The sequence below is a fragment of the Pannus brasiliensis CCIBt3594 genome (assembly GCF_036688125.1).
Lineage (GTDB): Bacteria > Cyanobacteriota > Cyanobacteriia > Cyanobacteriales > Microcystaceae > Pannus > Pannus brasiliensis.
The window spans coordinates 1-26,235 of record NZ_JBAFSM010000004.1 but is presented as its reverse complement, the minus strand read 5'-3'; the positions used below and the strand labels follow the sequence as shown (position 1 = coordinate 26,235).

Below are 26,235 nucleotides of genomic sequence, written 5' to 3'. Positions count from 1 at the left end.
CGTTTAGCCACGCCCGAAAAAAACGAGCTAAAATCGTCAATATCTTACTTCGATCGCTGACGATTACCGGATCTAAACTCGTGTTCGCGATAGCCGTTATTGCTTTCCTCGCCGTCGTGCCTTCCCTGATCGGTCTCTGGCTGATTCAAGCATCACGGCGGAGATTTCAGGAGAGATTAACGAGGATACGCGAGCGATCGAGGTTCGATCCGGTAGCCGTCGGCGATTCGTTGTCGATGGCGCTCGATAGTTCGGAGAGACCTCCCTTTATCGGCGATCGAACCTGTTTTTATAACGCTCTTTCCCCCTACCTGCGTTGTGCCGTCAATCCGGACGGCCCCTGCGAATCTTGCTCGCGATACGAGAATCGGGCGAGTCGGGTGGCCGCGTTTTTATCCGTCCACGCTCCCGATCGCTCTTAAATTCGCTATGCTTAAAGACGTATTTCGAGTGTTAGGAGTGACGGGAATTTATGCTGTCGAAACGGGTTTTCACGTTGTTAGCGGTGGGTTGGGGATGTGTTCTGCCGATCTTCGCCGTACCGCTCGCGGGAACGGCCGACGAGATGACGACGATTGCTCCGACACCGGCCGAGACGAACAATCTGGCCACCCATCTCATCTTGAAACTGAAAGAGCGAAAAGTTTACGTGTATCGGGACGATAAAGTTCTGCACAAATTCACGGTCGCGGTCGGTAAAAAAGGTTGGGAAACGCCGACGGGAAAATTTCAAGTGCGGGAGTTGGTCCGGAATCCCGTGTGGACAAACCCGTGGACGGGTCAGACAACCCCGCCGGGGCCGAATAGCGCCTTGGGAGAACGTTGGATCGGCTTCTGGACGGACGGCAAAAACTCGATCGGGTTTCACGGAACCCCGACCGTTAATTCTTTGGGTAAGGCCGCGTCCCACGGTTGTGTGCGGATGCGGAACAGCGACGTGAAAGTATTATTCGATCTCGTCCAGATGGGAACCCCGGTAATCGTGCAACCGTAAGTCGGGGAATCGATCGATCTCGGGCAGATCTTCCGGTCGATCGATATCGTTCAATTCGGCGAGGTAGGCTACCGATAAACCGAGTCGCGTCGCTTTTTCCTTAGTCGTCGCTAGAACCGTCGCGGTTCCCCAATCGATCGACTCGAACAGTTCCGGGTATACCCGTTTCAGTCCGATTAAATAATATCCGCCATCCCCCGCGGGGCCGAGAACGAGATCGCGGCCTCGTAATCGATCGAACGCTTCTTGGAGGAGAGGGGGGGTGAGATCGGGGCAATCCGTACCGATGGCGACGATTTCCCCGGCCCCGGTGGCGAATCCCTCCTCGAACGCGTTTCGCATAATTTCGCCGAGGTCGCTTCCTCTCTGCGATCGATAGGAGAATCGATCGCCCAACCACGAGCGGATTTTTTCCTCGGTTCCCCCGCGATAGTAGATAACGGGAGAGAGAAAATCGAGGCAATCTTTGACGGTGCGGATGGCGTGTTCCGCGAGGAGTCGATGTAATTCGGCCGCTCCTTTTTCTCCCAGCGCGGGGATCATCCGGGTTTTCGTCTTTCCCGGTTCGGGATAGCGGGTGAAGATCAGTAATTGTCTTTTGACGTTCACGGGTCGTATTAGACGAGAGATCGGCAATTTTGACGGGAAGTTTGCTCTACCGACGCGCCGGATTCGATCGCTACGGCGAGTAAGCCCGGATCATCGCTTGCGTTCCCTGCTTTCCGCCCTCTCCGCCGTCGAGTTCGGCGACGACTTGAAAGAGACGTTCCGCGAGATCGGTTCCGGGTAAAGTTATTTCCGATGGGGTCGCGGTTTCTTTCACCAGACGTAAATCCTTCAGGATATGCTCGATCATGAAGGCGGGTTCTAATCGTCCCGCGAGAATTTTCGGCCCGAGATTTTCCAGCGCCCACGAGCCAGCCGCTCCCGTTTTACAGACTTCGATGACGAGATTCGGGTCTAGTCCCTGAATTTCGGCCATTTTCAACGCCTCGCACAGCGCGACCATGTGAATCGCGCCGAGGACTTGATTACAGAGTTTCACCGCCTGACCACTGCCGGCGGGCCCGCAGAGTCGGATCGTTTTCCCCATCGCCTCGAAACAGGGTAGACATTCGGCGAAATCCTGTTCCTCACCCCCGACCATAATGGTTAGGGTTCCGTTTTTCGCGCCGATATCTCCCCCGGATACCGGCGCGTCGAGGAAACGCAGATCGCGTTCGCGGAGTTCGGTGGCGATCGCCCGCGCGGCTACCGAACCGATGGTACTCATATCGACGATCAGGGCGTTCGATCGAGCGTACCGGATCGCGCCGGTGTCCCCGAGGATCACCGTTTCCACGTCCGGGACATCGCCGACACAGGTGAATATGATGTCGGCGTTGGCTACCGCGTCCTGTAGGGTGTCGGTAATGGTCGCGCCGGCCGTTCGGGCGATCGCTACTCCCGGCGCGGTGGGGGTACGATTCCAAGCGCGAACGGCGAATCCGTGACGGACGAGATTGGCGGTCATGGGCGCTCCCATCACTCCCAATCCGAGAAAGGCGATCTGTTTACTCATGGAACGATTTACGGGGTAATCCCGATCGATTCTATCATTTGTAGGAATTGGGCTTCGGAAAGCGTTTTTATGCCGAGTTTTTGGGCTTTTTTGTATTTATCGCCGGGGGATTTGCCCAGTAGGATATAGTCGGTTTTGGCGCTGGGGGAACCGCTTACCGTACCTCCCGCGTCGGTAATCCGCGATTTCGCCTCATCCCGGTTAAATTTCCCGAAGGTTCCGAGAATCACGAAGCTTTTTCCCGTAAAGGGATTGTCGAGCGCCCCGGTTTCTTCTTTCGGTTCGATCGCCGTTACCGGTTCGGGCGCGGGCGATTCTATCTCTGTCGCCGGGGGGATGACGGGTTCGGGTTCGGGCGCAGGGGTTTCTACGGTAGCGGCCGGAGTCTCGATCGGTTCCGGTTCGGGAGTTTCTAAGGTAGCGGCCGGGGTCTCGATCGGTTCCGGTTCGGGGGGGGTCGCGGGAATCGATCGGGCTTCCGTTAACTGTCGCGCGAGAGCTTCTTTCTCCTGCTGTAAGGCGTTAATCTGGCTTTCTAGTCGGGCATTTTCGGCTAACTGCCGCGCGAGAGCTTCTTTTTCCTGTTGTAAGGCGTTAATCTGGCTTTCTAGTCGGGCATTTTCCGCGCGATCGCTTTCCGATCGCTCTTTAAGCCCGGAATTTTCCTGTTCCAAAGCGGCGAGTCGTTCGGCTTGACTTTCTAACTCTCGCGATAGTTGTTGATTTCGTCCGGATAACTCTTCGTCCCGATCGTTCGCGGCCAGCGCGCTCTTGGCGATCGATTCTTCCAGACGCGCTTTTTCGGTTTCCAGTCCCGCGATCCGTTGGTTCTGGTTTTCCAGTTCCCGCGCTAACTGTTGGTTCCGTTCGGCTACTCCCTCGTTAGCGGCGATCGAGGCTTCTAAACCGGCGATCCGTTCGTTCTGGCTTTGAATCAAGCCTTCTAACGCTTCTTTCTCGCTGTTAACTTCCTGTAATCGGGTTTCTAGGTTAGAAGCGGTCGCGGTCGCGGTGTCTAGCTGTCGATCGAGCGCGATTTTTTCCCGTTCTAGCGTCCGCGCGAGGGTGTCGGTTTCCGCGAGTCTCGTGTCGAGGGTTTCTTTCTCGGATTCTAACGCCGCGGCCCGATCGAGCGCGTCTTGCAGTTGCCCGCGGAGGGTTTCCCGTTCGGTGGCTAGAGCGGTCGCCGTGGCTTGAATTTCCGCTAGTTCCTCGCTCAAGGACTTTTTTTCCCGCTCTAGTTCGCTAATGCGGGTGCCGAGAGCGATCGCTTCCTGTCCGGCCCGATTATATTGTTCGGTAAGCTCTTCCTTCTGTTTCTCCAGACTATCGATCCGGGTTTGCAGTGCGGGGATCTCGTTTACTCGGGCGGTCAGTTCTTGATTACTCCGCTCTAAGCCGGCGATTTTCGCTTCTAACTCCCGATAGCTCTCGATCTGTTGCTGGAGAGAGGCTTTTTCCCGCTCTAGTTCTTGAACCCGCGCTTGCTGGCTGACGGATTGTTTTTTGGTTAGCTCGAACTGTCGATCGATCTCGCCGTTTTTCTGTTCTAGTTCCTGGATACGGGCTTGTAGGGGGGTTAATTGTTCCCGTTCCCGTTTCGCTTCTTCCTCGGCGTTCGATCGCTCCGTTTCTAACGTTCTCACCCGTTCTTGCAGGCGATCGATCTCTCCCTGACGGGTCTGTAACTGCTGTTGGCCCGATCGGACGGAATTCTCGATCTCGCTAATTCTGGACTGTAAGCGGGCGTTATCCTGCTCTAAATTAACTTTTTTCCCCCTTAATTCTTGGTTTTCCGCCGTTAAACTATCCCGTGTCTTCTCGCTCTCGGTCAGTTTCTTCGTTATCTCTTCTCTGGCTTGGTTCAAATCTTCCCGTTCGGCTAATAGGGTCGCGTTTTTCTTGGCCTGTCCGCTCCGCGACCAAATTAATAAAGTGCCGAACAACGCGCTTAAACCGAGTCCTTCCCAGATTAATTGAGTTCCTATCTCCGTTCCTGTCTCCATATCTACCCTCCTAGAGAAACGAAAAGCTATCACTGACCGATGAAGCGATCGGGAAATACATCCGTTTCTCTACTTATATCAGTCGCGGGGGACATCTGTGGGCGACGGGGAGCAAAATGTAAAATAAGGCAACGCTCACCTTTCGAGAGCTTGTTCGGTGACTCGATGACGATAGCGAAACATATCGGTTAACCGAGCGTTCACCCACCCGTTCAAGAGGGAATTCACGCTCTCGTTATCCGTTACTGCATATTCAATGGAATCTGTCAACCGTGTTTTTTCGGATTCCGAGCGGAATTCGTGGCGATGAATCCAGGAGTGGAGGGGGCCGCTTTCCTGGCGATCGACGAAAACATGATAGGGTTCACACTCGATATGACGGGCGATCCAGGTCACGGGAATCACCCCGATCCAGATCCGGAATTCCGACACCGCGCCGACTTCTAATCCCCCCTCGCGCCGGACGATCTCGACAGGTTGCCACGGGGGGGTGAGGATCTGCAAGATGTCCTCGCGTTCGTGAAATTGCCAGACTTTCTCGATCGGGGCGTTAATCAGGCTGGAGTAGGTGAAGTTCATCGTGGAGGGCAGGAAGTAAAATTCAGGAGATAAGAAGACTTATACAAAGTATTGTATTCAAAAATCGACAAGAAAAGCCATTTATATTGTATGATTATAGTTTTTAAGGTTTTTAAATCCTCAAAAACGAAAACTTTGTCGGGGGAAAAATAATTTTTTCGGGGTGGAGCGGTGGTACGCGAGCGGGGTCTTAGGCTAGAAGCCTTACAGGGCAAGGATCGTGATATTTGCCGACAGGTATACAAAAATTTTGCGAAATACAACAATAACTTGTCGGGAAAAAAATAATTTTCGCGGGGCGGAGCGGTGGTACGCGGGCGGGGTCTTGGGCTAGAAGCCTTATAGGGCAAGGATCGTGATATTTGCCGACAGATATACAAAAATTTTGCGAAATACAAAAATCGTTCGCCAAAAAAACAATAACTTTGTCGGGGGGAAATAATTTTCGCGGGGCGGAGCGGTGGTGGACGAGCGGGTTCTTGGATTAGAAGCCTTACAGGGCAAGGATCGTGGCACCTACCACCAGAAATATCAAAAGTTCGCAAAACCGCACTATAACTTTTGCCAAATATGTTAGTATGTTTATGCGTAGGCGAGAATAACGTGCGACGCACATCAGGATTAGAGAATCCTTAATTTTGGAAACTCGATTGATGGTGGCAAATACGCCTATAGCAAAAAAAGACCATGTTGACAGCATGGTCACGAGGTAAAAAAAAGTGGCAATTATAGAGACCGACTTAGAAGTTCGACGATCTCTAAGATGTGGTAGATGATTCCTACAACTACCACTATGTTGTGCATAGTCATCATTCTCTCTTCACCTCCTGTTTGTTAATGCAAGGGGGCTGATTTATTATAGCCCTATTCAGCCATGAATGGGGCTGTGCTTTTACTGTCAAAATTCAAGAGATACGGCGTAATCCCGTAAATAATTGAAATATTGCTTTAAAAGGCTGGAAAAAACTATTTTTGGAAGTTGAGAGCAGGAAAGTAATAACATTTATCATCTCCCCATCTCCCCTTATGTAACGATCGCCACCACTTCCGGAGGGAGATCCAGTTTACACTAATAAAAAATGTATGAAGAATTGTTAAGCGATGAGTCAGCAGAAACCGCGTGTCGTGATCGTCGGTGGGGGGTTCGCGGGGTTATATACCGCTAAAGCCCTGAAAAACGCGCCCGTCGAGGTAACGCTAATCGATAAACGGAATTTCCATCTTTTCCAGCCTTTACTCTATCAGGTGGCCACGGGGGCGTTATCTCCGGCCGATATTTCGTCTCCCCTGCGCTTGGTACTGCGGGGACATCGGAACACGCGGGTTTTTCTCGATGAAGTGGTGGATATCGATCCGATCGCCAAACAGGTGAGCTTGATCGACCACGAACCGATCGAGTACGATACGCTGGTCATCGCCACGGGAGTCAGTCACCACTATTTCGGTAACGATCACTGGAAACCCCACGCGCCGGGGCTGAAAACGATCGAGGACGCGCTGGAAACCCGTCGCCGTATCTTTCTCGCGTTCGAGGAAGCGGAGAAGGAAACCGATCCGGAAAAACGGAAAGCCTGGTTAACTTTCGTGATTGTCGGGGGTGGGCCGACGGGGGTGGAACTCGCGGGAGCGATCGCCGAGATCGCCCATACCGCGTTAAAGGGCGAATTCCAGCGTATCGACCCGTCCGAGGCGAAAATTATCCTTTTAGAAGGTCTCGATCGCGTTTTGCCTCCCTACGATCCTTCCCTGTCGGCGAAAGCGGAGGAATCGTTAACGCGGTTGGGGGTGACGGTACAGACGAAAAGTATCGTTACGAATATCGAAGAGGGTCGCGTGAGCGTGCGGCAGGGAGAGAATACGAATCAGATCGAGACGAGAACGGTTTTATGGGCGGCCGGGGTGAAAGCGTCGAAAATGGGGCGGATTCTCTCGGATCGAACGGGGGTAGAACTCGATCGAGTCGGCCGGGTTATGGTCGAACCGGATCTGAGTATCGCCGGATACCGGGATATTTTCGTCATCGGCGATCTGGCTAATTTCTCCCACCAGGGGGATAAACCGTTACCCGGAGTCGCGCCGGTGGCGATGCAGGAGGGGGAATATCTGGCGAAAGCGATCGTTTCCCGGTTGAACGGGGGATCGATCGAACCTTTCCAGTATATCGATCGGGGGAGTCTGGCGGTGATCGGCCAGAATTCGGCGGTGGTGGATCTGAAATTCCTGAAATTATCGGGTTTATTGGCTTGGTTTATCTGGATCTGGGCGCATATTTACTATCTGATCGAGTTCGATAATAAATTGGTGGTCATGGTGCAGTGGGGATGGAATTATTTCACCCGCGGCCGCGGCGCCCGTTTGATCACCGGGGAAAGTCTGCCCAATATGGATCTCGATTTTCCGTCGAAGTCGATCGAATCGCTGAAACCGCCGGCGGTTAAGGTGTGAGCGAACGAGATCGATCGAGAACCGCTATAAGTATAAATAGGGGGATAGACTGAAATCCGCGAAATTTCTCGCGATCCTCTCCCCCGACTCTCGATCGATCCCTATATGAACTCGAAGCGGACTTCTAAACGACATCCATCCCGGACTCCCGAGCGGGATAAACTATTCCCGATCGTGGGGATCGGCGCGTCGGCGGGAGGGTTGGAAGCCTTTACCGAATTGTTGAGTCACCTACCGCTCGATACGGGAATGGCCTTCGTCCTCGTCCAGCATCTAGATCCCGACCAGAAAAGTCTATTAAGCGAAATCCTGTCCCGATCGACCCGATTACCCGTCCGAGAGGTAGAAGACGGCATGACCGTAGAACCCGATCGGGTTTACGCGATCCCCTCCAATACCGTCATGACGATCGAGTCCGGGGTACTACACCTCAGACCCCGCGAGAACCGTCGGATCAGCATGAGCGTCGATATATTTCTGAGTTCGTTGGCGGCCGATCGCGGGGATCGGGCGATCGGGGTGATCCTGTCCGGCGCGGACAGCGATGGATCGAGAGGACTGGACGCGATCAAGGCCGCGGGGGGGATCACCTTCGCCCAATCGGAAGACTCGGCGCGAGTCAGTAGTATGCCCAATACGGCGATCGCCACGGGTCATGTGGATTTTATTCTCCCTCCCGCCGAAATCGCCGAAAAACTAGCTATTATTAGCCGCCATCCCTATGTCACCAGCCCGATCTCGGCCGTTCCGCCCGCCGAGTCCCCGGATGGCAAAGATCCCCTCGCGACCATTTTCGGCCTGCTGAGGGCGGCCACGAGAGTCGATTTTACCCACTATAAACACACCACGCTCAAGCGGCGGATTTTCCGGCGCATGGCACTGTATCGCCAAGAACGATTGGAGGATTACGTTCGCTACCTACAAGAAAATCCGGCGGAAGTACGGGCCCTCTATCAAGAGATCCTGATTAACGTTACCAGTTTTTTCCGGGATGCCGGAGCCTTTAGCGCGTTAAAACAGAAAGTCTTTCCCGCGCTCACCCGCGGGCGCTCCCCGGAATTCCCGCTCCGGATCTGGGTGGCCGGTTGCTCGACGGGGGAAGAAGCCTACTCGATCGCTATCTGTCTGTTAGAGTTTCTGGCCCGTCAACCCCGCAAACCCCCGATCCAGATTTTCGCTACCGATGTGAGCGAGGACGCGATCGAGAAAGCCCGTCTGGGCATCTATTCCCCGAATCAAGTCGCGGATGTTTCCCCCGGCCGACTCCAGCGTTTTTTCACCCGGGTCGATGGCAATTACCAGATCAACAAGTCCGTGCGCGAGTTGTGTATTTTCGCGCGTCAGAACCTGATCGGCGATCCCCCTTTCTCCCGGCTGGATCTGATTAGTTGCCGCAATGTTTTTATCTATTTCGGCGCTTCCTTGCAGAAAAAGGTATTGTCCCTGTTTCATTACGGTTTGGTTCCGGAGGGGTTTTTGCTCTTGGGGACTTCCGAGAGCGCGGGAGAAACCCCCGATCTATTTACCCCGATCGATCGAAAATACAAGATCTACAGTAAAAACCCCGTCTCCGGGCGATTGAATCTAGATCTACTCGCGGGTAATTATCCCGCGCCGATCGCCGGCGATCGGTCCGTGGCTGGCGAGGTGAGCCATGACGAATTAGAACTCCACACCGCGGCCGATCGAATTGTTTTACAGCAGTACGCTCCTGTCGGCGCGATCGTCAACGCGGACATGGAAATCCTGCAATTCCGGGGACAAACGGGAGCTTATCTAGAGCCATCCCCCGGACGGGCCAGTTTGAACCTGCTCAATATGGCCCGGGAAGAATTGCGGATGGAATTGCTGACCGCTTTTCACCAGGCTAAACAAGAAGGGCAAGTCGTTCACCGGGAGGTGATCGCGACGGGAAACTCGAATTCTACCCACCCCGAGCGATCGGTTCCCCCGCGTCGGGTTCGCATCGATGTGATTCCCTTCAAGCCGACCGAGACCGGGGAAGATTACTTTCTGGTCTTGTTCGCCGATCTGTCCTCGCCGGTAACGGCCGCGGATGAAACCGCGGGCGATCGCCGCCGTCGCCCCGCGAAAGAGCGAACCGACGCGGATCGATCGAGAATTCAACAACTCCAGCGGGAACTCGGCACGACGAAAGCCTATCTCCAGTCGATTATCGAGGAACAGCGATCGACCAATCAAGATCTCCGGGCCGCCAACGAGGAGATCCTGTCGAGCAATGAAGAACTCCAAAGTACCAACGAGGAACTGCAAACCGCTAAAGAAGAGATTCAAGCCACTAATGAAGAGTTGGGGACGATTAACGACGAGCTATACCGCCGGAATGCCGAAACCTCGAAAATCAGTAACGATTTTCAAAATTTACTGGGAAGTATCCATATTCCGATCTTGATGCTCGAGGGCGATCTGCGAATTCGCCGCTTTACCGCCACCGCCGCCCCCCTCTTTAACCTGATTTCCACCGATATCGGTCGTCCCCTCAGCGATATCAAACATAATTTGCAGATCGATAATTTAGAACAACAGATTTTAGCGGTCATCGATACCCTCGAACCGAACAGTCGGGAAATTCAAACTCTAGACGGACACTGGTACGATTTGCGGATTCGCCCCTATCGCACCCTGGATAACCTGATCGATGGAGCCGTGGTGGTGCTCGTCGATATCGATATCCTTAAACGAGTTAGCGAACAGTTGAGGGACGCGCGGGACTACGCGGAGGCGATCGTCGAAACGGTACGGGAATCGCTGGTGGTGCTGAACGCGAATTTCGAGGTGGTGACGGCGAATCGCGCGTTTTATGAAACTTTTCGGGTATCGCCGCTCGAAACCGAACATTGCCGTTTTTTTGACCTGGGGAACGGTCAATGGAATCTTCCCGCCCTGCGATCGCTTTTCGAGGATCTCCTGGCGCGAAACGGCCAGATTCAAAATTTTGAAGTCGAGTACGATTTCGAGCGTGTCGGACGGAAAAAGATGTCGCTCAACGCCCGCGGGATGCCCCTAGTAGAAGGGAGACAATTGATCTTACTGGCGATCGAGGAGATCCGCGACCGACCCGCGATCGCGGACGGGATCGATCGGGGCTAACTCTCTTCAAGGCGACAAGCGGATCGCCCGGAGGGTGGGGCTTTCGTATCTCGAAAATCATCCCTCCTAGGGTTATAATACCAAATCCGCTTTTAACAAATTTATGGCTTTCCCGCTATAGGGGGATTAGAGACCCCCGAGAACTATACCGTGATAACTGGATTTGGTATAAGTCTGTATTATCCCGCGATTTTTGAAGTTTTGACCGAGGGAAAGATCGGGGCATCAATAATATTTTTTTTTTCGCGAATTTTTGAATGATAATAGAGGGGAACATTCATCTCTCCCGTTTTCTAACGATCGGGTAGCGGCGGGGAGAGACCGATCGAGTATTTCAGCGAGCGATAGTTGATACGGCCCGATTCATCCGGGCGGTGAGAGAAAAAAAAATGGATCTATCTTTAGAAATCGAAGCCGTCTATCAACGATCTTTGATCCTGCGCGGGCGCGCCACCGAGTCGCCGGCGCGAGCGGATTTGCTAGAAGACGCGTTGAAAGAACTGCTCTTCGTTCTCGAAGAATTGCAACTCTCTCAAGAAGAGCTACGCCGCCAGAATCGAGAACTGAGCGCGACCCGAGGGACCGTCGAACGGGAGCGTCAACGGTATCGAGCTTTATTTGAACTGGCACCGGACGGGTATCTCGTGACCGATCGAGCGGGAAAAATCCGCGAGGCGAATCGAGCCGTCGAGTGCCTGTTCTCGATCCCCGGAGAATATCTGATCGACAAACCTTTACTGGTCTTGATCGATGAACCCGATCGGGCGTTCTTCCCGGCTCGACTGGCGAATTTGCACCGGGAGCGAGAATGGGAAATGTCCCTCGTGACCCGCGCGGGAGAGACGCGAGTGGTGGCGATCGCCGTTACCGAGATCGAGGGGGAACGCGCGGGGGAGAAAGCGCTTCTGTGGTCGCTGAAGGATATCACCGGACGCGTACAGATGGAACAAGAGTTGCGCTCGGCCAACGAGCGACTAGAAGAACGGGTGGAAGAACGTACCCTCGAGTTGTCCGCGACCACCGAGCGGCTACGGAACAAGATCGAGGAACATCAACGAGCGGAACAGAAGATCCGCGAGCAAGCCGAACTGATCGACATCGCCACGGACGCGATTTTCGTACAGGATTTAGACCATCGCCTTCGATTCTGGAGTAAGGGGGCGGAGCGGTTATACGGTTGGACGGCGGAGGAGGTACCGGGCGCGAGAGTCGGGGATCTCCTGTACGGGGAGCCTTCTCTATTGGAAGAGGCTTTCCGGCAAACGATCGAGCGGGGCTACTGGCAGGATGAATTAACGCAGGTGACGCGCTCCGGCAGAGCGATCGTCGTCGCCAGCCGTTGGACATCGATCCGCGACGGATCGGGCGAACCGAAGTCGATTTTAGTGGTCAATACCGATATTACCGAGAGAAAACAGTTAGAGGCGCGATTCTATCGCGCCCAACGGATGGAAAGCTTGGGAACCCTCGCCAGCGGCATCGCTCACGATCTCAATAACGTTTTAACCCCGATTCTGGCGATCGCTCAACTGCTCCTGTTCGATCGTTCCAACGGTTTAAACGAGGCATCGCGGGAGATATTACCGGTAATCGTCGATAGTGCCAAACGCGGCGCCGAGCTAGTGAAACAGGTCGTGACCTTCGCCCGCGGCTCTAGTGGCGAGCGTGTCCCCCTAGCGGTAGGGCCGGTGATAGCGGAAGTCGCCCGCATCCTACAACAGACATTCCCGAAATCGATCGAGATCCGAACCGAAATTCCGAGCCGAACCCAATTTTGGGTTTCCGCCGACCCCTCCGGACTCCATCAGGTGTTGATGAACCTCTGCGTCAACGCCCGCGACGCGATGCCCGACGGCGGAAAGCTGACTTTTTCACTGGAAAATCGCTATCTCGACCCGAGCCCGTCCCGGATGAACTCGTACGCGCCCGCCGGTAACTACGTCGCGATCGCGGTTGCCGATACCGGAAACGGGATTCCTCCCGATCTGATCGAGCGGATCTTCGAGCCGTTCTTTAGCGCGAAAGAACCCGGACGGGGAACCGGACTCGGACTTTCAACCGTTTTTAGCGTGGTCAAAAATCACGGTGGCTTTATCGAAGTGGATAGTAAGATAGGCGAGGGATCTCGATTTCAGGTGTATTTACCGGCCGTTGAAGAGAGCGCGACCGGGGGCGGAACGATCGAAAAACTACCTTTCGGTCACGGGGAATCCGTGATGATCGTCGATGACGAACCCTCTGTCCTACAAGCGATGAAAATCATCCTCGAATCCCATAACTATAAAACTCTGGTCGCGAGGGATGGCGACGAGGCGCTCGCTCTTTACGAACGATACCGCTCGGAAATTCGGGTCGCGCTCGTCGATATGATGATGCCCGGGCCGGACGGTTTAACGACCCTACAAACCCTCGGAACCCTCGATCCCCGGCTGTTGATGATTGCCGTTAGTGGCTTGTCCACCAATCGAGAGCCGGCGATCTCGGCCGGTGCGAACGTGTTTTTATCCAAGCCTTATACCGCGGGGGAGCTATTAATTTCTCTACACGATCTGATCCGCGAAAGCGATCGATAAAGCTCCCGTTCCCGGGTCGTATTGCCTTCCTTTGACCCCTCGCACCATTATCTTCCGTTATTTTGCAAAGCTTTCAGCCTCTGTGTCCTCCATCAGAGTCGAGTGTTAAAGTTTGACAAAAAAAATCCCCTTCTCGGAGATGGGTTTATAAAATAAAAGGGGTCATTTTTAGGAGAAAAGGACGATGAAAGTGGAACACCCGAACGAACTACCGATTACCGAGGCGGAAGCCAAGGAACTGGAACATTTGAAAAAAACGATCGAGAGAGCGATCGAGGATGGCGTGATCACCCGCGCGGAATTCGAGACGATTAAAGGGAGTATTTTCCGTCAGGGAATCATCTCGGCATCCCAACTGAACCGGGAGATCTCGCTATACCGGCAGTTGGTCGCGGACAAACTGGGGACGGGAGAAATTTTCGCCGAACCGCCCCAGTAAGCGCGTTGAACATTTACTGACTGTTAAAGTTTACGAAAAAAATCCTCTCTCGATCGAGGTATTTCTAGAATGAAATAAGCCTCTCTAGGGAGGGATAAATTATGCAAGCCGAATATCCGAATGAACGCGAACCGACGCGGGAAGAAGCGGCCGAACTCGCGCATCTCCGCGGGATCATCGAGAAGGTGTTAGAAGATGGCGTTTTGAGCCGGATCGAGTGGGAAATGATTCAATACACGGTTTTTCAGCGCGGGATCACCACACCGGAACAACTGCGGCGAAAGATATTTCTCTATCAACAGATCACGTTCTCTCGGGTTCGATCGGGCGAGGTAATTGTCGAGTCTCCCGAGGCGGTTCGGTGAGCGATCGATCGGGAGAATCCCGATCCGCATTGTCTCGCTCGCTTTAATTGCCGAATTCCAAACTTAACTGGATGTACGAATCGTTCTCGGTTTCGGGGTTCGGTTTCGGATTGACCGCGAGGAGATAATCCTCGTACCAGACTTCCGAACTTCCGGCCTGTCGTTCGTCTCTAAATAACCATTGCTGGAAAACTCGATCTCGGTCATCTATCGGGGGTATTATTCGATAGACCTTGACGGTTTTTTTATTAATTCTCTCGCTTCGATCGCCCTGTAAACCGTAACCGAGTAAATCGAGAAAACGTCGGACGATGGTGATGGGGCTGGAGTTGGCCGCGATACCGATCCGCGCGATCGTTTTAATCTCGGAACGGTTGGCGATGGCGATTTCGGCCATCTTTCGCAGATCGGTGTCGGTATTGCGTAATTCTCGATCGGGATGCGCTAAAAGCACCGGGATTCCTAACACTTCCATCGTGCCGATAATGATCCCTAACTGACTGCCGTTAAAGTCGGGAATAAATAAACTACCGTGACCGGATTCGATTAGTTTTCGGGCGATTAACGCGTCTCGATCGCATAAAAATTGTCGTCCGATCGTTAGGAAATAATGTAAGCGTAATTCTTGATACCAACCCTCATCATCTTTCACGACTAACCGCGGGGTTACTTCGATCCCGTAGCGTTTTTGTAGGTCGTATTTCCGTAGAATTCGCTTTTCGGTAACGGATTTGATAATCTGTTTTTTCAGATAGCGGTATTCTTCATCGGTGATGTCTCTCGCGGTGGCGATCGCCTCGCACTCACCCCGATAATTCTCCTCCCGGATTTCCTCGATCGCTTCGGTTAATCGATCGCTATTTTCGTCCTCTCCCGAATCTTTCCGATCCTTGATCCGATGTCCTTCCTCTAAGAGAATTCCGAGAATAGAATCGCGATAGTTCAACATGGAAGCGTTCACCCGAACCGCCATTCTCGCCCAACATAACAGCGATTCCGCTTGAAATCCCGTATCGAGATCGTCGAGCGATTCCAGATCGGATTGTTGCAGTAAACGGATATTGACTTCGGTTAATCGATGCCCGGAAGTTAGGAGATCGGGAATGGAAGTCGAACCGTTACCGATCTGATTGAATCCGTACCCGGCCGCCCAAAGATAGCGGGGAACATTATCGCGAATTCTGCCGAGAAATTGACAGATAGACGTGGGAGTTTGAACGCCTTGGGCGATACACCAGACCGAGGAGAAATGTCCTTTAATATCGATACTCACTCCCGTCTCGATCGCCGGACTCGCGAGAACGATATCGTAATTCCGTAATAACGAATTTAAATTCCCGATACATTGATAGGCGGGATGTCCTACTTCGTTTAACGATTCCGAGTCGAGTCGCAGGATTCTCGCGAGCGGAAATTGTCTCTTTAGATAACTCTCCAGGGTACGGGTTCCCCACTGACTTTTTAGCTTTTGCGCGGAGAGACAGACGAAAGGTTTACCGCCTTCTTGGATATGTTTAACGAGATCGTTTACCAGTTCTTTCGGGGTGTTCTCGGAATAACTATAAACTCGCCAAGCCTCTTGGTAAGTTGGTTTCCAGTTGTTAACGATGATATAGGGATTCAGATCGATCCCCGAAAGAGAGATTAAGTAATTTAGGGAAATATCGCTTAAGTCGGCATCGGAAATATAGATTTTTCCCTCGCCCTCGATCGCGTTCTGTACGAGGGTTTTTAAGGACTTTAAAATCGCTACCCGATTCGTCTTACAGGTATCGCCGTTCAACGCGTGCCAGAGAACCTGTTCCACTTCATCGATAATGACGAGGGCATTACTCCATCGATCGGGGTTGAATTTCGCCCTCGATCGCTCGTGGAGAGAATCGATACATAGCCCGTAGCCGATCACTTCTTCGCTCGCATCGCCGATTACTTCGGTGATATATTTCAACCCGAAACGCTGACATAACTCCTCGACCAATTTTACCCGGTGGCCGATGACTAAAACTTCCTGCCCGTTCTCGATCGCCCGTCGTACCACTTTCGCGAGAAATTCACTTTTCCCCGTTCCCTTGGGGGATTTAATACCGATCAATCGCGCCGTTTCGGGAATTTCCAGAGCGCCCAGATAGCGAAGATAGATCTCGATCGCCGGCGCGTGGGTTAATCGGGTTAATTCCCGCGCTTTCCACACTTCTAACGATACCGCCTGTTGATAGGCGATCTCGAATTCCCCCGTTCCTTTATTGGCGATAAAATCATCGACTCCCTTACCGTCGCGGGGATTCCAAGTGACCACCTTTACCGTACATCCCGATCGGGCGAATAAAGGCCCCGTTTTCTGGATAGCGAGATTCACCGCTTGTAGGGTTTTCGGTCGCGTTTCCCGATCGAACACGAAATAGATCTCCCGTCCGGGAACCGCTAATTTTTGTAGTTGCGGGATCAGTCGAGATTTCCCGATCCGTTGTCCCGATTCATCCTTCGGGGTACGATAACCGTTATGAATCCCCGGAAGGGCGATCGCCACGTAGCCCGCGGTGAGTAACGCGCCGGCTTTTTTCGCTCCCTCCGTGATACAGACCGGAATCGAGGGATTATCGATCACCCACTGCCAAAAACCGTCATCGCCGGGCGTTTCCGTCGTTTGATCCGTCTCGATCGGGCGCGGTACAATGGGAGTCTTCAGGCGCTCGGCGATCTTCTCCCAGAGAACCCGCGGGACGCGCAACGCGAAAACCCCCGTCGGCGCTTTCGGCGGATGCTCGTATTTAATCGGTTTCCCTCTCTCGGCGCTCGAACGCGGGAAATTCGGTTTAAAACAGCCCCAAAGGTCATTATCGCCCGTTAACAGGTCGATTCCCGAACACCACCAGCCCCCTAGCGTCGTGTGTTCGTACCGCTTCAGAATATCGCCTTTCACCCGTCCGTCGTTGCGTCGCGGCAGTTCGTCCGAGTACAGTAGGTACTCCGTGGGGGAAGATCCCCGCAAAGGAATGACATTCAGGCCGATCAGTCGATCGTCCACCTTGCTCTCCCGCCATTCTCCCAGATAATCCATCTCTTCCTCCCGGACGCTAGACACTATATATAGCGTTTTAGACCATTCATTCTAGCTCTAGAACGCTAAATAGAGAAAAGTCAATTTCTCCGGCGAAGCGGGATCGCGTCCGGAAATCCCGCGGGAACCTAACCCGCTCTCGGGTTATCAAACAGTTAACGACCCGCTTAATCCTCGCGGTCCCTGTCAAGCATTCACCTGAACTATTTTGTCCCGATCTCCGAAGCGATCGTTCTTAAAAAAATCTTTTATCTTGAGATTGGATAGGGGGCGATTTCTGTAGTCTCCATGACAGCATCGATCCGACGACGGCGCGTCTCTCTGACTATATATAGAGTTATCAAAATCCTTCACACTACATCTTGTGCTGAACGGAAAAATATGGTACATTGCCTTAGTACAAAAGTGTCAGTTTGTCAAACATTTGTACTCGTAAAAACGCCAGAATTTTCTCCATGACTCAAGCTCTACCAACTCGCAAAAATAGCGGGATCTCCCCGTTTCGATCCACCCCTTTAACCGCGATGGGCAGTCACACGATCAAGGTTATCCGGCGCGACGGATCGCCCACCTCTTTAAATATCGGCAAGATTCGGGCGGTTGTCGATTGGGCTTGCGAGGGAAAGGAAGTCAACCCGATCGCCCTGGAAGCGGGCTTAACCACTCGTCTGCGCGACGGCATCACCACGCGGGAGATTCAAGACAACCTGATCAATTGCGCCCTAGAAATGTGTAGTCCGGAAGAACCGGATTGGCGCTACGTGGCGGGAAGACTACATATTTGGAGCTTGTGGAAAGATACCCTCGTTGCTCGCGGCTATCAGTACGGAGAATACGAGAGAGCGGTAAAAACAAAAGTAGAGTCCGGACAATACGACGAGAGAATTCTGACTTACTCCCCGGAGGAACTCAAAGAAGCGGGTTCGTGGATAAATTCCGACTGGGATACCGATTACGATTACGCGGGCGCGGTGTTACTCACCAGCCGCTACCTACTGCGCGACGAGTTACCCCAGGAGGCGCTGTTAACCTGTTCCCTCCTGCTCGCGTCGGTGGAAAAACCAGAAAACCGGCTGTATTGGGCGAGAAAGTTCTACGAGGCGATCGCGCGGCGGAAAATCTCTCTAGCAACGCCGATTCTGGCGAATTTACGCGTTCCCAACGGTTCGTTAACCAGTTGTTTCATCCTTTCGATCGATGACAGTCTAGAGAGTATATTCGGCGAACTCACCAACGCGGCGCGGATTTCTAAAAACGGTGGCGGTGTCGGCGTGAATGTTAGCCGGATTCGGGCTACCGGTAGCTGGGTGATGGGCAAAGCGAACGCGTCCGGCGGCGTGATTCCCTGGATTAAACTCCTCAATGATACAGCGATCGCCGTCAATCAGGGCGGGAGACGCGCCGGCGCCGTTACCGTCGGGGTGGACGTTTGGCATTTGGATGTTCCCGAATTTCTGGAAATGCAGACGGAAAACGGCGATCAACGTCGTAAAGCTTACGATATTTTCCCACAACTCGTGATTACCGATGAATTCATGCGGCGCGTGGTGAGTAAATCGGACTGGACGCTAGTAGATCCCTACGAAATCCGGGAGAAACTGGGCATCGAACTCGCGGAACTCTGGGGCGAGGAGTTCGATCGGGCCTATAAACTGGTAGAAGAGAATTTAGATAAGCGCATCGTCCTGTACAAGCGAGTCAACGCGCGAGAATTATTTAAAACGATCATGCGTTCCCAAGTAGAAACGGGAATGCCCTACCTCGCTTTCAAGGACACGATTAACCGCGCCAATCCCAACCAACACGATGGATACATTCCGGGTGTGAACCTTTGCACGGAGTCTTTTAGCAACGTTACCCCCAATCAAACCGCGCATTGCTGTAATCTCGTCTCGCTGAACCTGGCGAATCTCGACCTTGATGAAATCGAGGTCAACAGTCGAATCGCGGTGAGAATTCTCGACAACACGATCGATATTACCTTCCCGCCCTTCGAGAACGCGAAAGCCCATAATGATAGATACCGGACGATCGGCGTGGGCTGTATGGGATTGGCGGACTGGTTGGCGAAGCATCAGCTATCCTACGAAAATTTAACGGAAATCGGTCATTTATTCGAGGAAATCGGCTACTGGTGTACCTACGCCTCGATGGATCTCGCCAAGGATCGGGGCGCTTACGAGGCTTTCCCCGGGAGCGAGTGGAGTCGGGGAAAATTGATCGGCGCGAAACCGGTGGAGTGGTTTTTAGAGAACGCGCGGGAAAAAGAACGCTGGGTGACGTTAGCCGAAGATATTCAACGCTACGGTATCCGTAACTCCCATATTACAGCGATCGCCCCGAATACCTCCTCCAGTCTCGTTCAAGGGTGTACCGCCAGCGTTCTGCCGGTGTATAGCCGCTTTTTCTACGATAAATGGGCGAAAGGGACGGTTCCGATCGCTCCTCCTTTCATTAACGAGGCTTTCTGGTACTACCCGGAGAATAAGAACCTCGATCAGAAGAAAGTGGTGAAAGCGATCGCGACGATGCAAGAATGGATCGATACCGGTATCTCGATGGAACTGCTATTCAACCTCAACGAGGGCGTGTACTATCCCGAACAACCGAATCGCGCTTTAACCGCCAAGGATATCTTCGATACCCTGATCCTGGCGTGGGAATCGGGCTGTAAGGCGATTTATTATATCCGTACCGTCCAGAAGGACAATTTTAAAGAGTCCGACGACGCTTGTTCCAGTTGCGCGAATTAGAAGTGTAATTGTTTTTTCCCGGCGAGGGCTTTAGAATAGACGGTAGCGTTTCTATTGTAAAGTCCTCGCTTATGAATAGTGCTTTATACGAGAAGGACTATTATCTTTGGTTACAGGAAACCGCCGATCTTTTAGAAAAGGGGAAGGTTAGCGAACTCGATATCGAGAATTTATTGGCAGAATCCCAAGGAATGTTTAGAACGCAACGTCAGGCGTTAAAAAGTAATCTTAGGGTTTTATTACTGTATTTACTGAAATGGAAATATCGAGCGAATAAGCGATCGAAGAGTTGGCGTTCCTCGATGATCGAACCTAGAAAGCAAATCCGCGACAGTTTCGAGGATAGCCCCAGTCTTAAAAATTATTATCGGGAGATTTTTTCCCTATCCTATCAAGATGCTAGAGAATTAGCGACAGCGGAAACGAATTTAGAAATAGAAACTTTTTCGATTAATTCTCTTTTCACGGAGGAAGAAGTATTAGACGCTGAATATTTTCCCGATGAAAATATCGGTTCCGACGCGAGCGATCGTCACGAGGTATTCTATGACTAATCAAAGCTTATACGATCGAGATTTTAATCTCTGGATAGAAAAAAACGTTTCCCTTTTAGAAAAACGTCAATTTTCCGATTTGGATATCGAAAATTTAATTGAAGAGATCGGGAGTATCGGCAAAAGCGATCGACGAAGTTTAGAAAGCTATTCGCTCAAGCTTTTCGAGCGTTTATTAAAGCTACAATACTGGAAATTCGAGTTAGCGTATAATGAAAGAGGATGGAGAAATGAAGTTCGGAATTGCCGTCGATCGATCAAAAGACTTCTGGCGGATAGCCCGAGCTTAAAATCTTACCTCATCGAAATTTTTGACAATTGTTTTCAAGAGGCGAGAATTTCATTATCCTAAAAATATTAAAGAATAAAGTTTAAATTGAAATCTTTCGGAAAATACGTTAAACTAGATAGTCACGCAATTTTCTATTGATTAGAGCCATTCCTATGGTCTTAAACTTTACTGACAAAGCTCGATCGATGCCCGTTTCCCCGATCTTCAATCCCGCGGGAGACGACACCATCGAAAACCGTTCCATCTGGTTCGGCAATACCACCAACCTAATGCAACTCAACGACGTTCGCTACACTTGGGCGGTAGGTTTGTATAAACAGATGCGGGAAAACTTCTGGATTCCGGAGCGTCTGGATGTTACCCAGGATGTAACCGATTACTGGAACCTTACCGACGAAGAAAGATACGCCTACGATGGCATTCTTTCCTATCTTACCTTCCTAGATTCTGTCCAGACCTGTAATATTCCCCACCTGAAAACGAGCGTAACCGCCCCGGAAATCAGCCTCTGTATGGCGGAACAGATCTCTCAGGAAGCGATGCACAATCAAAGTTATCAATACCTGATCGAAACGATTATTCCACCCGAAAAAAGAAGCGAGGTTTATGACTTCTGGCGTACCGATAAAGTGCTGAAAGATCGCTGTGAATTTATCGCGGGACTGTATCAACAGTATATCGATAACGATAGCGTCGAGAATTATTTCGTGGCGTTATTGGCGGATTATTTGCTAGAAGGACTGTATTTTTATAACGGGTTAAACTGATAGCCCTCTGGCATCGTGAGATGTCAGCGAACACCCCTCAAATTGCTGGAAAGCCCTAAAGCCTTTATGCCAAAGCGGAGTTAGAAATGACAAACGTAAAGGAGCGAGAGCGGAAAAAAGTTAAAGGATTGAGTGAAAGCCGTAAGGCAGTCGCTCTTTACAATGGGTCATCAGCATCGAAGTCTCTCGATCGCCTTCGGCTCGCTTTCAGCCATCGAGAGAAACGTTCAACGAACAGACGGGGGGCATCTTTGACTACGACCACATTGTCAAGTAAGTTTTTTTGTTCTATAATCGGAATGTCCAAAACGGAATCAGCCTTGACAATGGACAAAGTAGGATTAGTCTATCAGATTAAAAACCTCAAAAACAGTAAAGTTTATATCGGCTGTACGGCGGCAAATTTTGGTGTAAGAATATCACAGCATCTTCGTAGTGTAGGAGTCGTCAGATCTCCTTTATACGATGAGATGAATTTGGACATCAAAAGTTTTTCTTTCCAAATAATTGAAAATGAAATTCCGATATCTAATTTAAGAGAACGTGAGTCTTATTGGATTCGGTATTTTAATTCTTCGATGATCGGATACAATCAAGTCATCGTCAGCGGGAATGAAAAACTAACAGAGTCGATTGTCTGGGAAATCAGAGATTTGCTTATGACAACTAGACTTAAATTCGCGGAAATAGCCAATCTGTACGGTGTCTCCTCTGATGCGATCGCCGATATAAACCTAGGAAGATCTTGGTTAGATGAATCTCTTGAATATCCTCTGAGAAAGCAAACCGTTAAAAGAAAACAGCTTTCCACGGATGATATTCACGAAATTTACAAGATGCTTCGCGATCCCTCTCTATCTTTTAGTGAGATGGCCCAAAAACTAGGATGGTCTAGTGAGGCTGTTTTGAGAAAAATTAATAACGGGACTTATTCTGTTAGCCCACTGCCTAAAGAGTGTTACCCGATCCGATCGGTTGACTCTCGTAAAGGGCGCAAAGCGGCACAAAGATGATGGTATGTTCTAGCCCCTACTGAAAGGATGGGTATCAGCGTTATCTACTTCTATAATCTCGCCTCGCGAATGCTCATGCCGGGTTCCGCGGATATTTTCAAAATGATCAATCGCGACGAGTTAAGCCACGTTCGCTTGTATCAGAAATTGATTCCGGAAGCGATGCAAACCTTCCCCCATTCCGTCGAACAGATCTATGAAATGTTCGATACCGCGGTGAAGCACGAGTGTCGCTGGACGGATCATATTGTCGGTAACAACATTCTCGGTATTACCGAGGGGAGTACGGAACAGTACACCAAATATCTCGCGAATATCCGTCTGAAGGCGATCGGACTCGAACCCCTCTATCCCGAAGATCGGTATAATAAGAGTCCCTACACCCATCTAGAACGCTTCTCGGACACCAAGAAAGAAGGACACACGAAAGCGAATTTCTTCGAGGCGACGGTGACGAGTTATGTCATGTCCTCCGGGCTGACGGGATGGGACGAAATCTGATCTGGAAGGGTTGAAACCCGCCCCGATCGCTACCAAAAAATCAACGATGAAAACCGGAAGAGAGTTTCCCGATTCTCTTCCGGTTTTCTTTGGGAAACCTTCTTCTACGGGAAGAGGAAAAACCGACCTCGTAGGAACCCCCGATCGAGCGAGCTTTCGAGTCCGGGACGCGGTTAACGGCTAGAGATAGCGGGGGTTTCTACCGCGCTCGTTCCCGCGTCGGGTACGGTTTCTCGGGGGGCTAGTACACCGAGAGCGATCGCCGCCAAGAGTAAAGCGGGAATATCACCGAGAAAATGTCCGCTTTCGGTGGGATCGAGTAGGGCTTGTACCGCCATGATCAGGCCGTGAACGACACTCGACCAGACGGTGAACCCGATCAGGCTGGTGTGAGCGGACGGGTTTCGGGAGGCGAGTAGTAGGAAGATTCCGAGTGTCGCGTAAACGCCGACGATCATCAGTTCGTATTCGGGTTGACGGGGTAGCCATACCCAACCCGACGGCCAGATCTTCATCAACGGATAGATCAGGAGAAAAGCGATTCCGACAACGATCAGGGCGATCCGTAAGTACCGTTCGCGCGCTTCCATCGATCGAGCCTCCTGGGGTTTTTCAATGGGTGATTACCGGGGGAATCCCTCGCGATCATGCTATCGGGTCGGCGCGGGAATCTCGTCTCTCGTCCGGCCGATTTTCGAGATGGCGGGACGGGTTATCGCCGGGGTAAGGGGACTCGATCGAGGGAGCGGATTGTCGAGAATGTATCTCCCTCGATCGCCGGACGTGACTCTCGAAATCACACGGGATCTTTACGCTTCTGTTGGCAGAAAGTCACGATCAGGTAAACAAGACCGTGTAGGCATAGTATTTGCCAGTTCAAGCTTAAATTCTGCCAGGATGCCGTATAACTGGGGTTCGAGGTAAACATTCCTTCCACCCCCTGTCCTGCGGGGATCATGTTATTAATGTTGACGAGGGACCCGTAAGCGCCGATCGACCACCGACCGATCGTTAACCAAGAGAGATATTTAGCCACTCCCGTTAACTCGAAGAGAACCCCGGAAAAAATAATTTGCGGGATCAGGATGAGCGGTAAAGCGCTATTCGCCTGATTCGAGTTGCGAGCGAAAGAGGAGAGCATTAATCCCCAACAAAAACTCGCCGTTACGGTGAGAAAATTCGTGATCGTCACTCCGAGATCCCAAGCGATTAAATTTTCGGGTGGTGGCGCGAAGCCGAGGACGATCGCCACGGTAATTAACAGGGATTGAATCAGGGCGAGACCCGAGTAGAGCGAGAATTTCGAGGCGAGATAGGGCAAAAGCCCTAGATCCGCCAGCCGTTCGCGCGCGTAAATACTACTTTCTTTGACGATCGATTGCGCCGTTTCCGAGAGTCCCACCCACAATTGAGCGCAGGTAAAGACGAATAAAACACTCAACGCCAATCGGGGCTGGGCTAGGTCGGGGGTTTCTAGTTTCGCCAGGGGAGTTTCTGCCTGTACCGCGAAGGCGATCAGGGCGATGCCGATCGGGGCGGTCAATAACATTAAGGCTAGATTGAAACGATCCCTCAGCGTTAGCGTTAGCGCCCGTCTCGTTAGAACCCACCATTGCCGGGCGATCGAAGAGAATCCGCGAAGAGGCTTTTTTCCCGTCGGACGGACGAAAGATACCCCTTTACCCAAAGCGTTGGTGATATAGGCGCGATAGACATCCGATCGCTCGAATTTTTCCGCCCACTCCGAGACATTCCGCTGTCTCTCGCTATCCGTCTCCCCCCGATCGAGTTCGATATAGATATCGGCGAAATATTGAAAATCCGACGAGGGCATCGCGAAGAAAGTCATCGCCTCCCGCGGGGGACCGAAATAACATAACCTCCCGCCGGCCGCCATGAACACCAGTCGATCGCACACATCCAGATTCGAGGTCGCGTGGGTCACGAGAATCACCGTCCGTCCCCGGTCGGCCAGTTCCCGGAGAAGTTGCATCATCTTTCGATCCAAACCGGGATCGAGTCCGGAAGTCGGTTCATCGAGGAAAAATAACTTGGGATCGGCGATGAGTTCGACCGCGATACTCACTCGCTTACGCTGGCCGCCGCTCAGGTTCTGTACCCGCGTTTTCTGGACGTGGGTTAACTTCACCTGTTCTAACGCGCGCTCGATCGTGGTCGCGATGTCCGCGTCCGGGGGAAGCCGCAGTCGGATCGCCTGGGTCAGCACTTCCTCGATCGTTAACTGTTCGTGTACGATGTCGTCTTGGGGAACGTAGCCGATTTCCGAGCGGTATAGCGCGAAATTCTGCCGTAGATTATCCCCGTTGAGGAAAACCGCGCCGTTCGTGAGCGGTTCTATCCCGACGAGGGTTTTTAAGAGCGTGGATTTGCCCGCGCCACTGCCGCCGACGATCGCCACTAACTGCCCCGGTTCGATCGCCAGCGAGACATTATTGAGAATCGTTCGTTTCGCCGACGCGTACCGCACCTCGCGGACGAGGTTCTGAACGTCCAGACGGATCGAATCACCACTATCGAAGAGTTCTAAGCCGTTCTGACGGAATAACAGGGTGAACGGCCCGATCTGCACGATATCGCCCTCTCGCAGACGGTGCGGGTGGGTCTGGCGTTGTTTGTTAATGAAGGTTCCGTTCGTACCGCGATCGTGGAGTAGGTAATCGTTTCCCTCCCGCTCGATCGTCGCGTGGAGACGGGAAACCGTCGGCGCGTCGAGAAGGAAAGAACCGTACCTCTCGCTTCGCTCCCGGCCGATCGTCACCGGCCACTCGCTCAAACTGGATAGATCGAGGCGGTATCGACTCGGAAGAGGGGAATTCGGCGACTCGGAACCGTTTCGATACATGAGATAGATTAAATTCTTCGGATCTTGTCCGATTTTCAAGATCTCTCGCGGGTTCAGTTCGTGGCCGAGGTTCGTTTTGACGCGGGTGTGTCCGGTAAAGATCCCGTTCCGACTGGGATTTCCCTCGCCGTCCCCATCGTACAAAACATAGCGATCGCCCTCGCGACGGACAACCGCGTGACGGCCCGATATCACCTCCCAGCCGGTATCGGGAACGACCAGATCCGCCCAGTCGCGATCGCGACCGATGCGATGGAGCGGTTTCGCGAGGGGGAATCGAAGACGCTGATCTTCGGTCAGGGAGATAGGAGACAGGAGACAGGAGACAGGAGACAGGAGACAGGAGACAGGAGACAGGAGA

17 protein-coding genes and 3 pseudogenes are annotated in these 26,235 nt (G+C 52.1%); 13 read left to right on the top strand and 7 right to left on the bottom strand.

Translation table 11 applies throughout. From position 1 onward, the window contains the following. Window positions 1-80 precede the first annotated feature (80 nt). Both V0288_RS03205 and V0288_RS03200 read left to right on the top strand, forming a co-directional pair. A complete protein-coding gene (locus V0288_RS03205; RefSeq protein ID WP_332863573.1) occupies window positions 81-422 on the top strand; it encodes a DUF6464 family protein in 342 nt (113 codons plus the stop codon). A gap of 50 nt (window positions 423-472) precedes the next feature. Beyond that, window positions 473-994 (top strand): L,D-transpeptidase, encoded by a 522-nt coding sequence (locus V0288_RS03200; RefSeq protein WP_332863572.1) that lies wholly within the window; start codon window positions 473-475, stop codon window positions 992-994. Here the strand turns inward: V0288_RS03200 and V0288_RS03195 are convergent. The 4 genes from V0288_RS03195 to V0288_RS03180 all read right to left on the bottom strand — a co-directional run bounded on the left by V0288_RS03195 (window position 947) and on the right by V0288_RS03180 (window position 5,140). Next, on the bottom strand, window positions 947-1,603 hold the full coding sequence (locus V0288_RS03195; protein ID WP_332863571.1) for a TIGR04282 family arsenosugar biosynthesis glycosyltransferase: 657 nt from the start codon (window positions 1,601-1,603) through the stop codon (window positions 947-949). The genes V0288_RS03200 and V0288_RS03195 overlap by 48 nt on opposite strands. Before the next feature lie 70 nt (window positions 1,604-1,673). Next, window positions 1,674-2,555, bottom strand: coding sequence for an NAD(P)-dependent oxidoreductase (locus tag V0288_RS03190; protein WP_332863570.1), 882 nt, complete (start codon window positions 2,553-2,555; stop codon window positions 1,674-1,676). 8 nt (window positions 2,556-2,563) lie between these two features. After that, entirely contained in the window at window positions 2,564-4,561 is a 1,998-nt protein-coding gene (locus V0288_RS03185; RefSeq protein ID WP_332863569.1) for a BRCT domain-containing protein, read from the bottom strand. 135 nt (window positions 4,562-4,696) lie between these two features. Further along, window positions 4,697-5,140, bottom strand: a complete 444-nt coding sequence (locus V0288_RS03180) for an SRPBCC family protein (protein WP_332863568.1) — start codon at window positions 5,138-5,140, stop codon at window positions 4,697-4,699. A gap of 1,101 nt (window positions 5,141-6,241) precedes the next feature. Between V0288_RS03180 and V0288_RS03175 the strand changes: the two genes are divergently transcribed. From V0288_RS03175 to V0288_RS03155, 5 genes are all read left to right on the top strand, one after another. Beyond that, on the top strand, window positions 6,242-7,585 hold the full coding sequence (locus V0288_RS03175; RefSeq protein WP_332863567.1) for an NAD(P)/FAD-dependent oxidoreductase: 1,344 nt from the start codon (window positions 6,242-6,244) through the stop codon (window positions 7,583-7,585). Between the two features lie 105 nt (window positions 7,586-7,690). Beyond that, window positions 7,691-10,696, top strand: coding sequence for a chemotaxis protein CheB (locus tag V0288_RS03170; protein WP_332863566.1), 3,006 nt, complete (start codon window positions 7,691-7,693; stop codon window positions 10,694-10,696). 389 nt (window positions 10,697-11,085) lie between these two features. Further along, window positions 11,086-13,269, top strand: a complete 2,184-nt coding sequence (locus tag V0288_RS03165; protein WP_332863565.1) for a PAS domain-containing hybrid sensor histidine kinase/response regulator — start codon at window positions 11,086-11,088, stop codon at window positions 13,267-13,269. A 184-nt stretch (window positions 13,270-13,453) separates the two neighbouring features. After that, window positions 13,454-13,708, top strand: coding sequence for a hypothetical protein (locus V0288_RS03160; RefSeq protein ID WP_332863564.1), 255 nt, complete (start codon window positions 13,454-13,456; stop codon window positions 13,706-13,708). 101 nt (window positions 13,709-13,809) lie between these two features. After that, a complete protein-coding gene (locus tag V0288_RS03155; protein WP_332863563.1) occupies window positions 13,810-14,073 on the top strand; it encodes a hypothetical protein in 264 nt (87 codons plus the stop codon). 43 nt (window positions 14,074-14,116) lie between these two features. Here V0288_RS03155 and V0288_RS03150 read toward each other — a convergent pair whose 3' ends face one another. After that, window positions 14,117-17,131: a plasmid replication protein, CyRepA1 family gene (locus V0288_RS03150; RefSeq protein ID WP_422661885.1), complete on the bottom strand. Its 3,015-nt coding sequence runs from the start codon at window positions 17,129-17,131 to the stop codon at window positions 14,117-14,119. A gap of 524 nt (window positions 17,132-17,655) precedes the next feature. On the opposite strand from V0288_RS03150, the gene V0288_RS03145 reads away from it, so the two are divergent. The 6 genes and pseudogenes from V0288_RS03145 to V0288_RS03120 form a co-directional block, all read left to right on the top strand. Further along, entirely contained in the window at window positions 17,656-19,884 is a 2,229-nt protein-coding gene (locus tag V0288_RS03145; RefSeq protein WP_479687452.1) for a ribonucleoside-diphosphate reductase subunit alpha, read from the top strand. 71 nt (window positions 19,885-19,955) lie between these two features. Further along, complete coding sequence (locus V0288_RS03140) at window positions 19,956-20,438, top strand: DUF29 domain-containing protein (protein WP_332863560.1); 483 nt, start codon at window positions 19,956-19,958, stop codon at window positions 20,436-20,438. Beyond that, window positions 20,431-20,781: pseudogene (locus V0288_RS03135) on the top strand (DUF29 domain-containing protein); the annotation flags it as partial. The gene V0288_RS03140 and the pseudogene V0288_RS03135, both read left to right, overlap by 8 nt. A gap of 134 nt (window positions 20,782-20,915) precedes the next feature. After that, window positions 20,916-21,488, top strand: a pseudogene (locus V0288_RS03130) (ribonucleotide-diphosphate reductase subunit beta); the annotation flags it as partial. A 308-nt stretch (window positions 21,489-21,796) separates the two neighbouring features. After that, the gene (locus V0288_RS03125) at window positions 21,797-22,510 is read left to right on the top strand and encodes a GIY-YIG nuclease family protein (protein WP_332863557.1); all 714 of its coding nucleotides are present in this window, start codon (window positions 21,797-21,799) and stop codon (window positions 22,508-22,510) included. A gap of 42 nt (window positions 22,511-22,552) precedes the next feature. Further along, window positions 22,553-23,011 (top strand): annotated as a pseudogene (locus V0288_RS03120) (ribonucleotide-diphosphate reductase subunit beta); the annotation flags it as partial. Between the two features lie 173 nt (window positions 23,012-23,184). Here V0288_RS03120 and V0288_RS03115 read toward each other — a convergent pair. Both V0288_RS03115 and V0288_RS03110 read right to left on the bottom strand, forming a co-directional pair. Beyond that, on the bottom strand, window positions 23,185-23,601 hold the full coding sequence (locus tag V0288_RS03115) for a DUF6632 domain-containing protein (protein WP_332863555.1): 417 nt from the start codon (window positions 23,599-23,601) through the stop codon (window positions 23,185-23,187). Window positions 23,602-23,807: 206 nt separating this feature from the next. Then, window positions 23,808-26,235 (bottom strand): ATP-binding cassette domain-containing protein (locus V0288_RS03110; RefSeq protein WP_332863554.1); only part of this gene is annotated, 2,428 nt, incomplete at its 5' end.

What these genes read in the sequence shown, in the direction of transcription:
- V0288_RS03115 (WP_332863555.1), bottom strand. Translation starts at nt 23,601, where the DNA reads ATGGAAGCGCGCGAACGGTACTTACGGATCGCCCTGATCGTTGTCGGA.
- V0288_RS03180 (WP_332863568.1), bottom strand. Translation starts at nt 5,140, where the DNA reads ATGAACTTCACCTACTCCAGCCTGATTAACGCCCCGATCGAGAAAGTC.
- V0288_RS03160 (WP_332863564.1), top strand. Translation starts at nt 13,454, where the DNA reads ATGAAAGTGGAACACCCGAACGAACTACCGATTACCGAGGCGGAAGCC.
- V0288_RS03150 (WP_422661885.1), bottom strand. Translation starts at nt 17,131, where the DNA reads ATGGATTATCTGGGAGAATGGCGGGAGAGCAAGGTGGACGATCGACTG.
- V0288_RS03170 (WP_332863566.1), top strand. Translation starts at nt 7,691, where the DNA reads ATGAACTCGAAGCGGACTTCTAAACGACATCCATCCCGGACTCCCGAG.
- V0288_RS03200 (WP_332863572.1), top strand. Translation starts at nt 473, where the DNA reads ATGCTGTCGAAACGGGTTTTCACGTTGTTAGCGGTGGGTTGGGGATGT.
- V0288_RS03125 (WP_332863557.1), top strand. Translation starts at nt 21,797, where the DNA reads ATGTCCAAAACGGAATCAGCCTTGACAATGGACAAAGTAGGATTAGTC.
- V0288_RS03185 (WP_332863569.1), bottom strand. Translation starts at nt 4,561, where the DNA reads ATGGAGACAGGAACGGAGATAGGAACTCAATTAATCTGGGAAGGACTC.
- V0288_RS03175 (WP_332863567.1), top strand. Translation starts at nt 6,242, where the DNA reads ATGAGTCAGCAGAAACCGCGTGTCGTGATCGTCGGTGGGGGGTTCGCG.
- V0288_RS03190 (WP_332863570.1), bottom strand. Translation starts at nt 2,555, where the DNA reads ATGAGTAAACAGATCGCCTTTCTCGGATTGGGAGTGATGGGAGCGCCC.
- V0288_RS03155 (WP_332863563.1), top strand. Translation starts at nt 13,810, where the DNA reads ATGCAAGCCGAATATCCGAATGAACGCGAACCGACGCGGGAAGAAGCG.
- V0288_RS03145 (WP_479687452.1), top strand. Translation starts at nt 17,656, where the DNA reads ATGGGCAGTCACACGATCAAGGTTATCCGGCGCGACGGATCGCCCACC.
- V0288_RS03165 (WP_332863565.1), top strand. Translation starts at nt 11,086, where the DNA reads ATGGATCTATCTTTAGAAATCGAAGCCGTCTATCAACGATCTTTGATC.
- V0288_RS03140 (WP_332863560.1), top strand. Translation starts at nt 19,956, where the DNA reads ATGAATAGTGCTTTATACGAGAAGGACTATTATCTTTGGTTACAGGAA.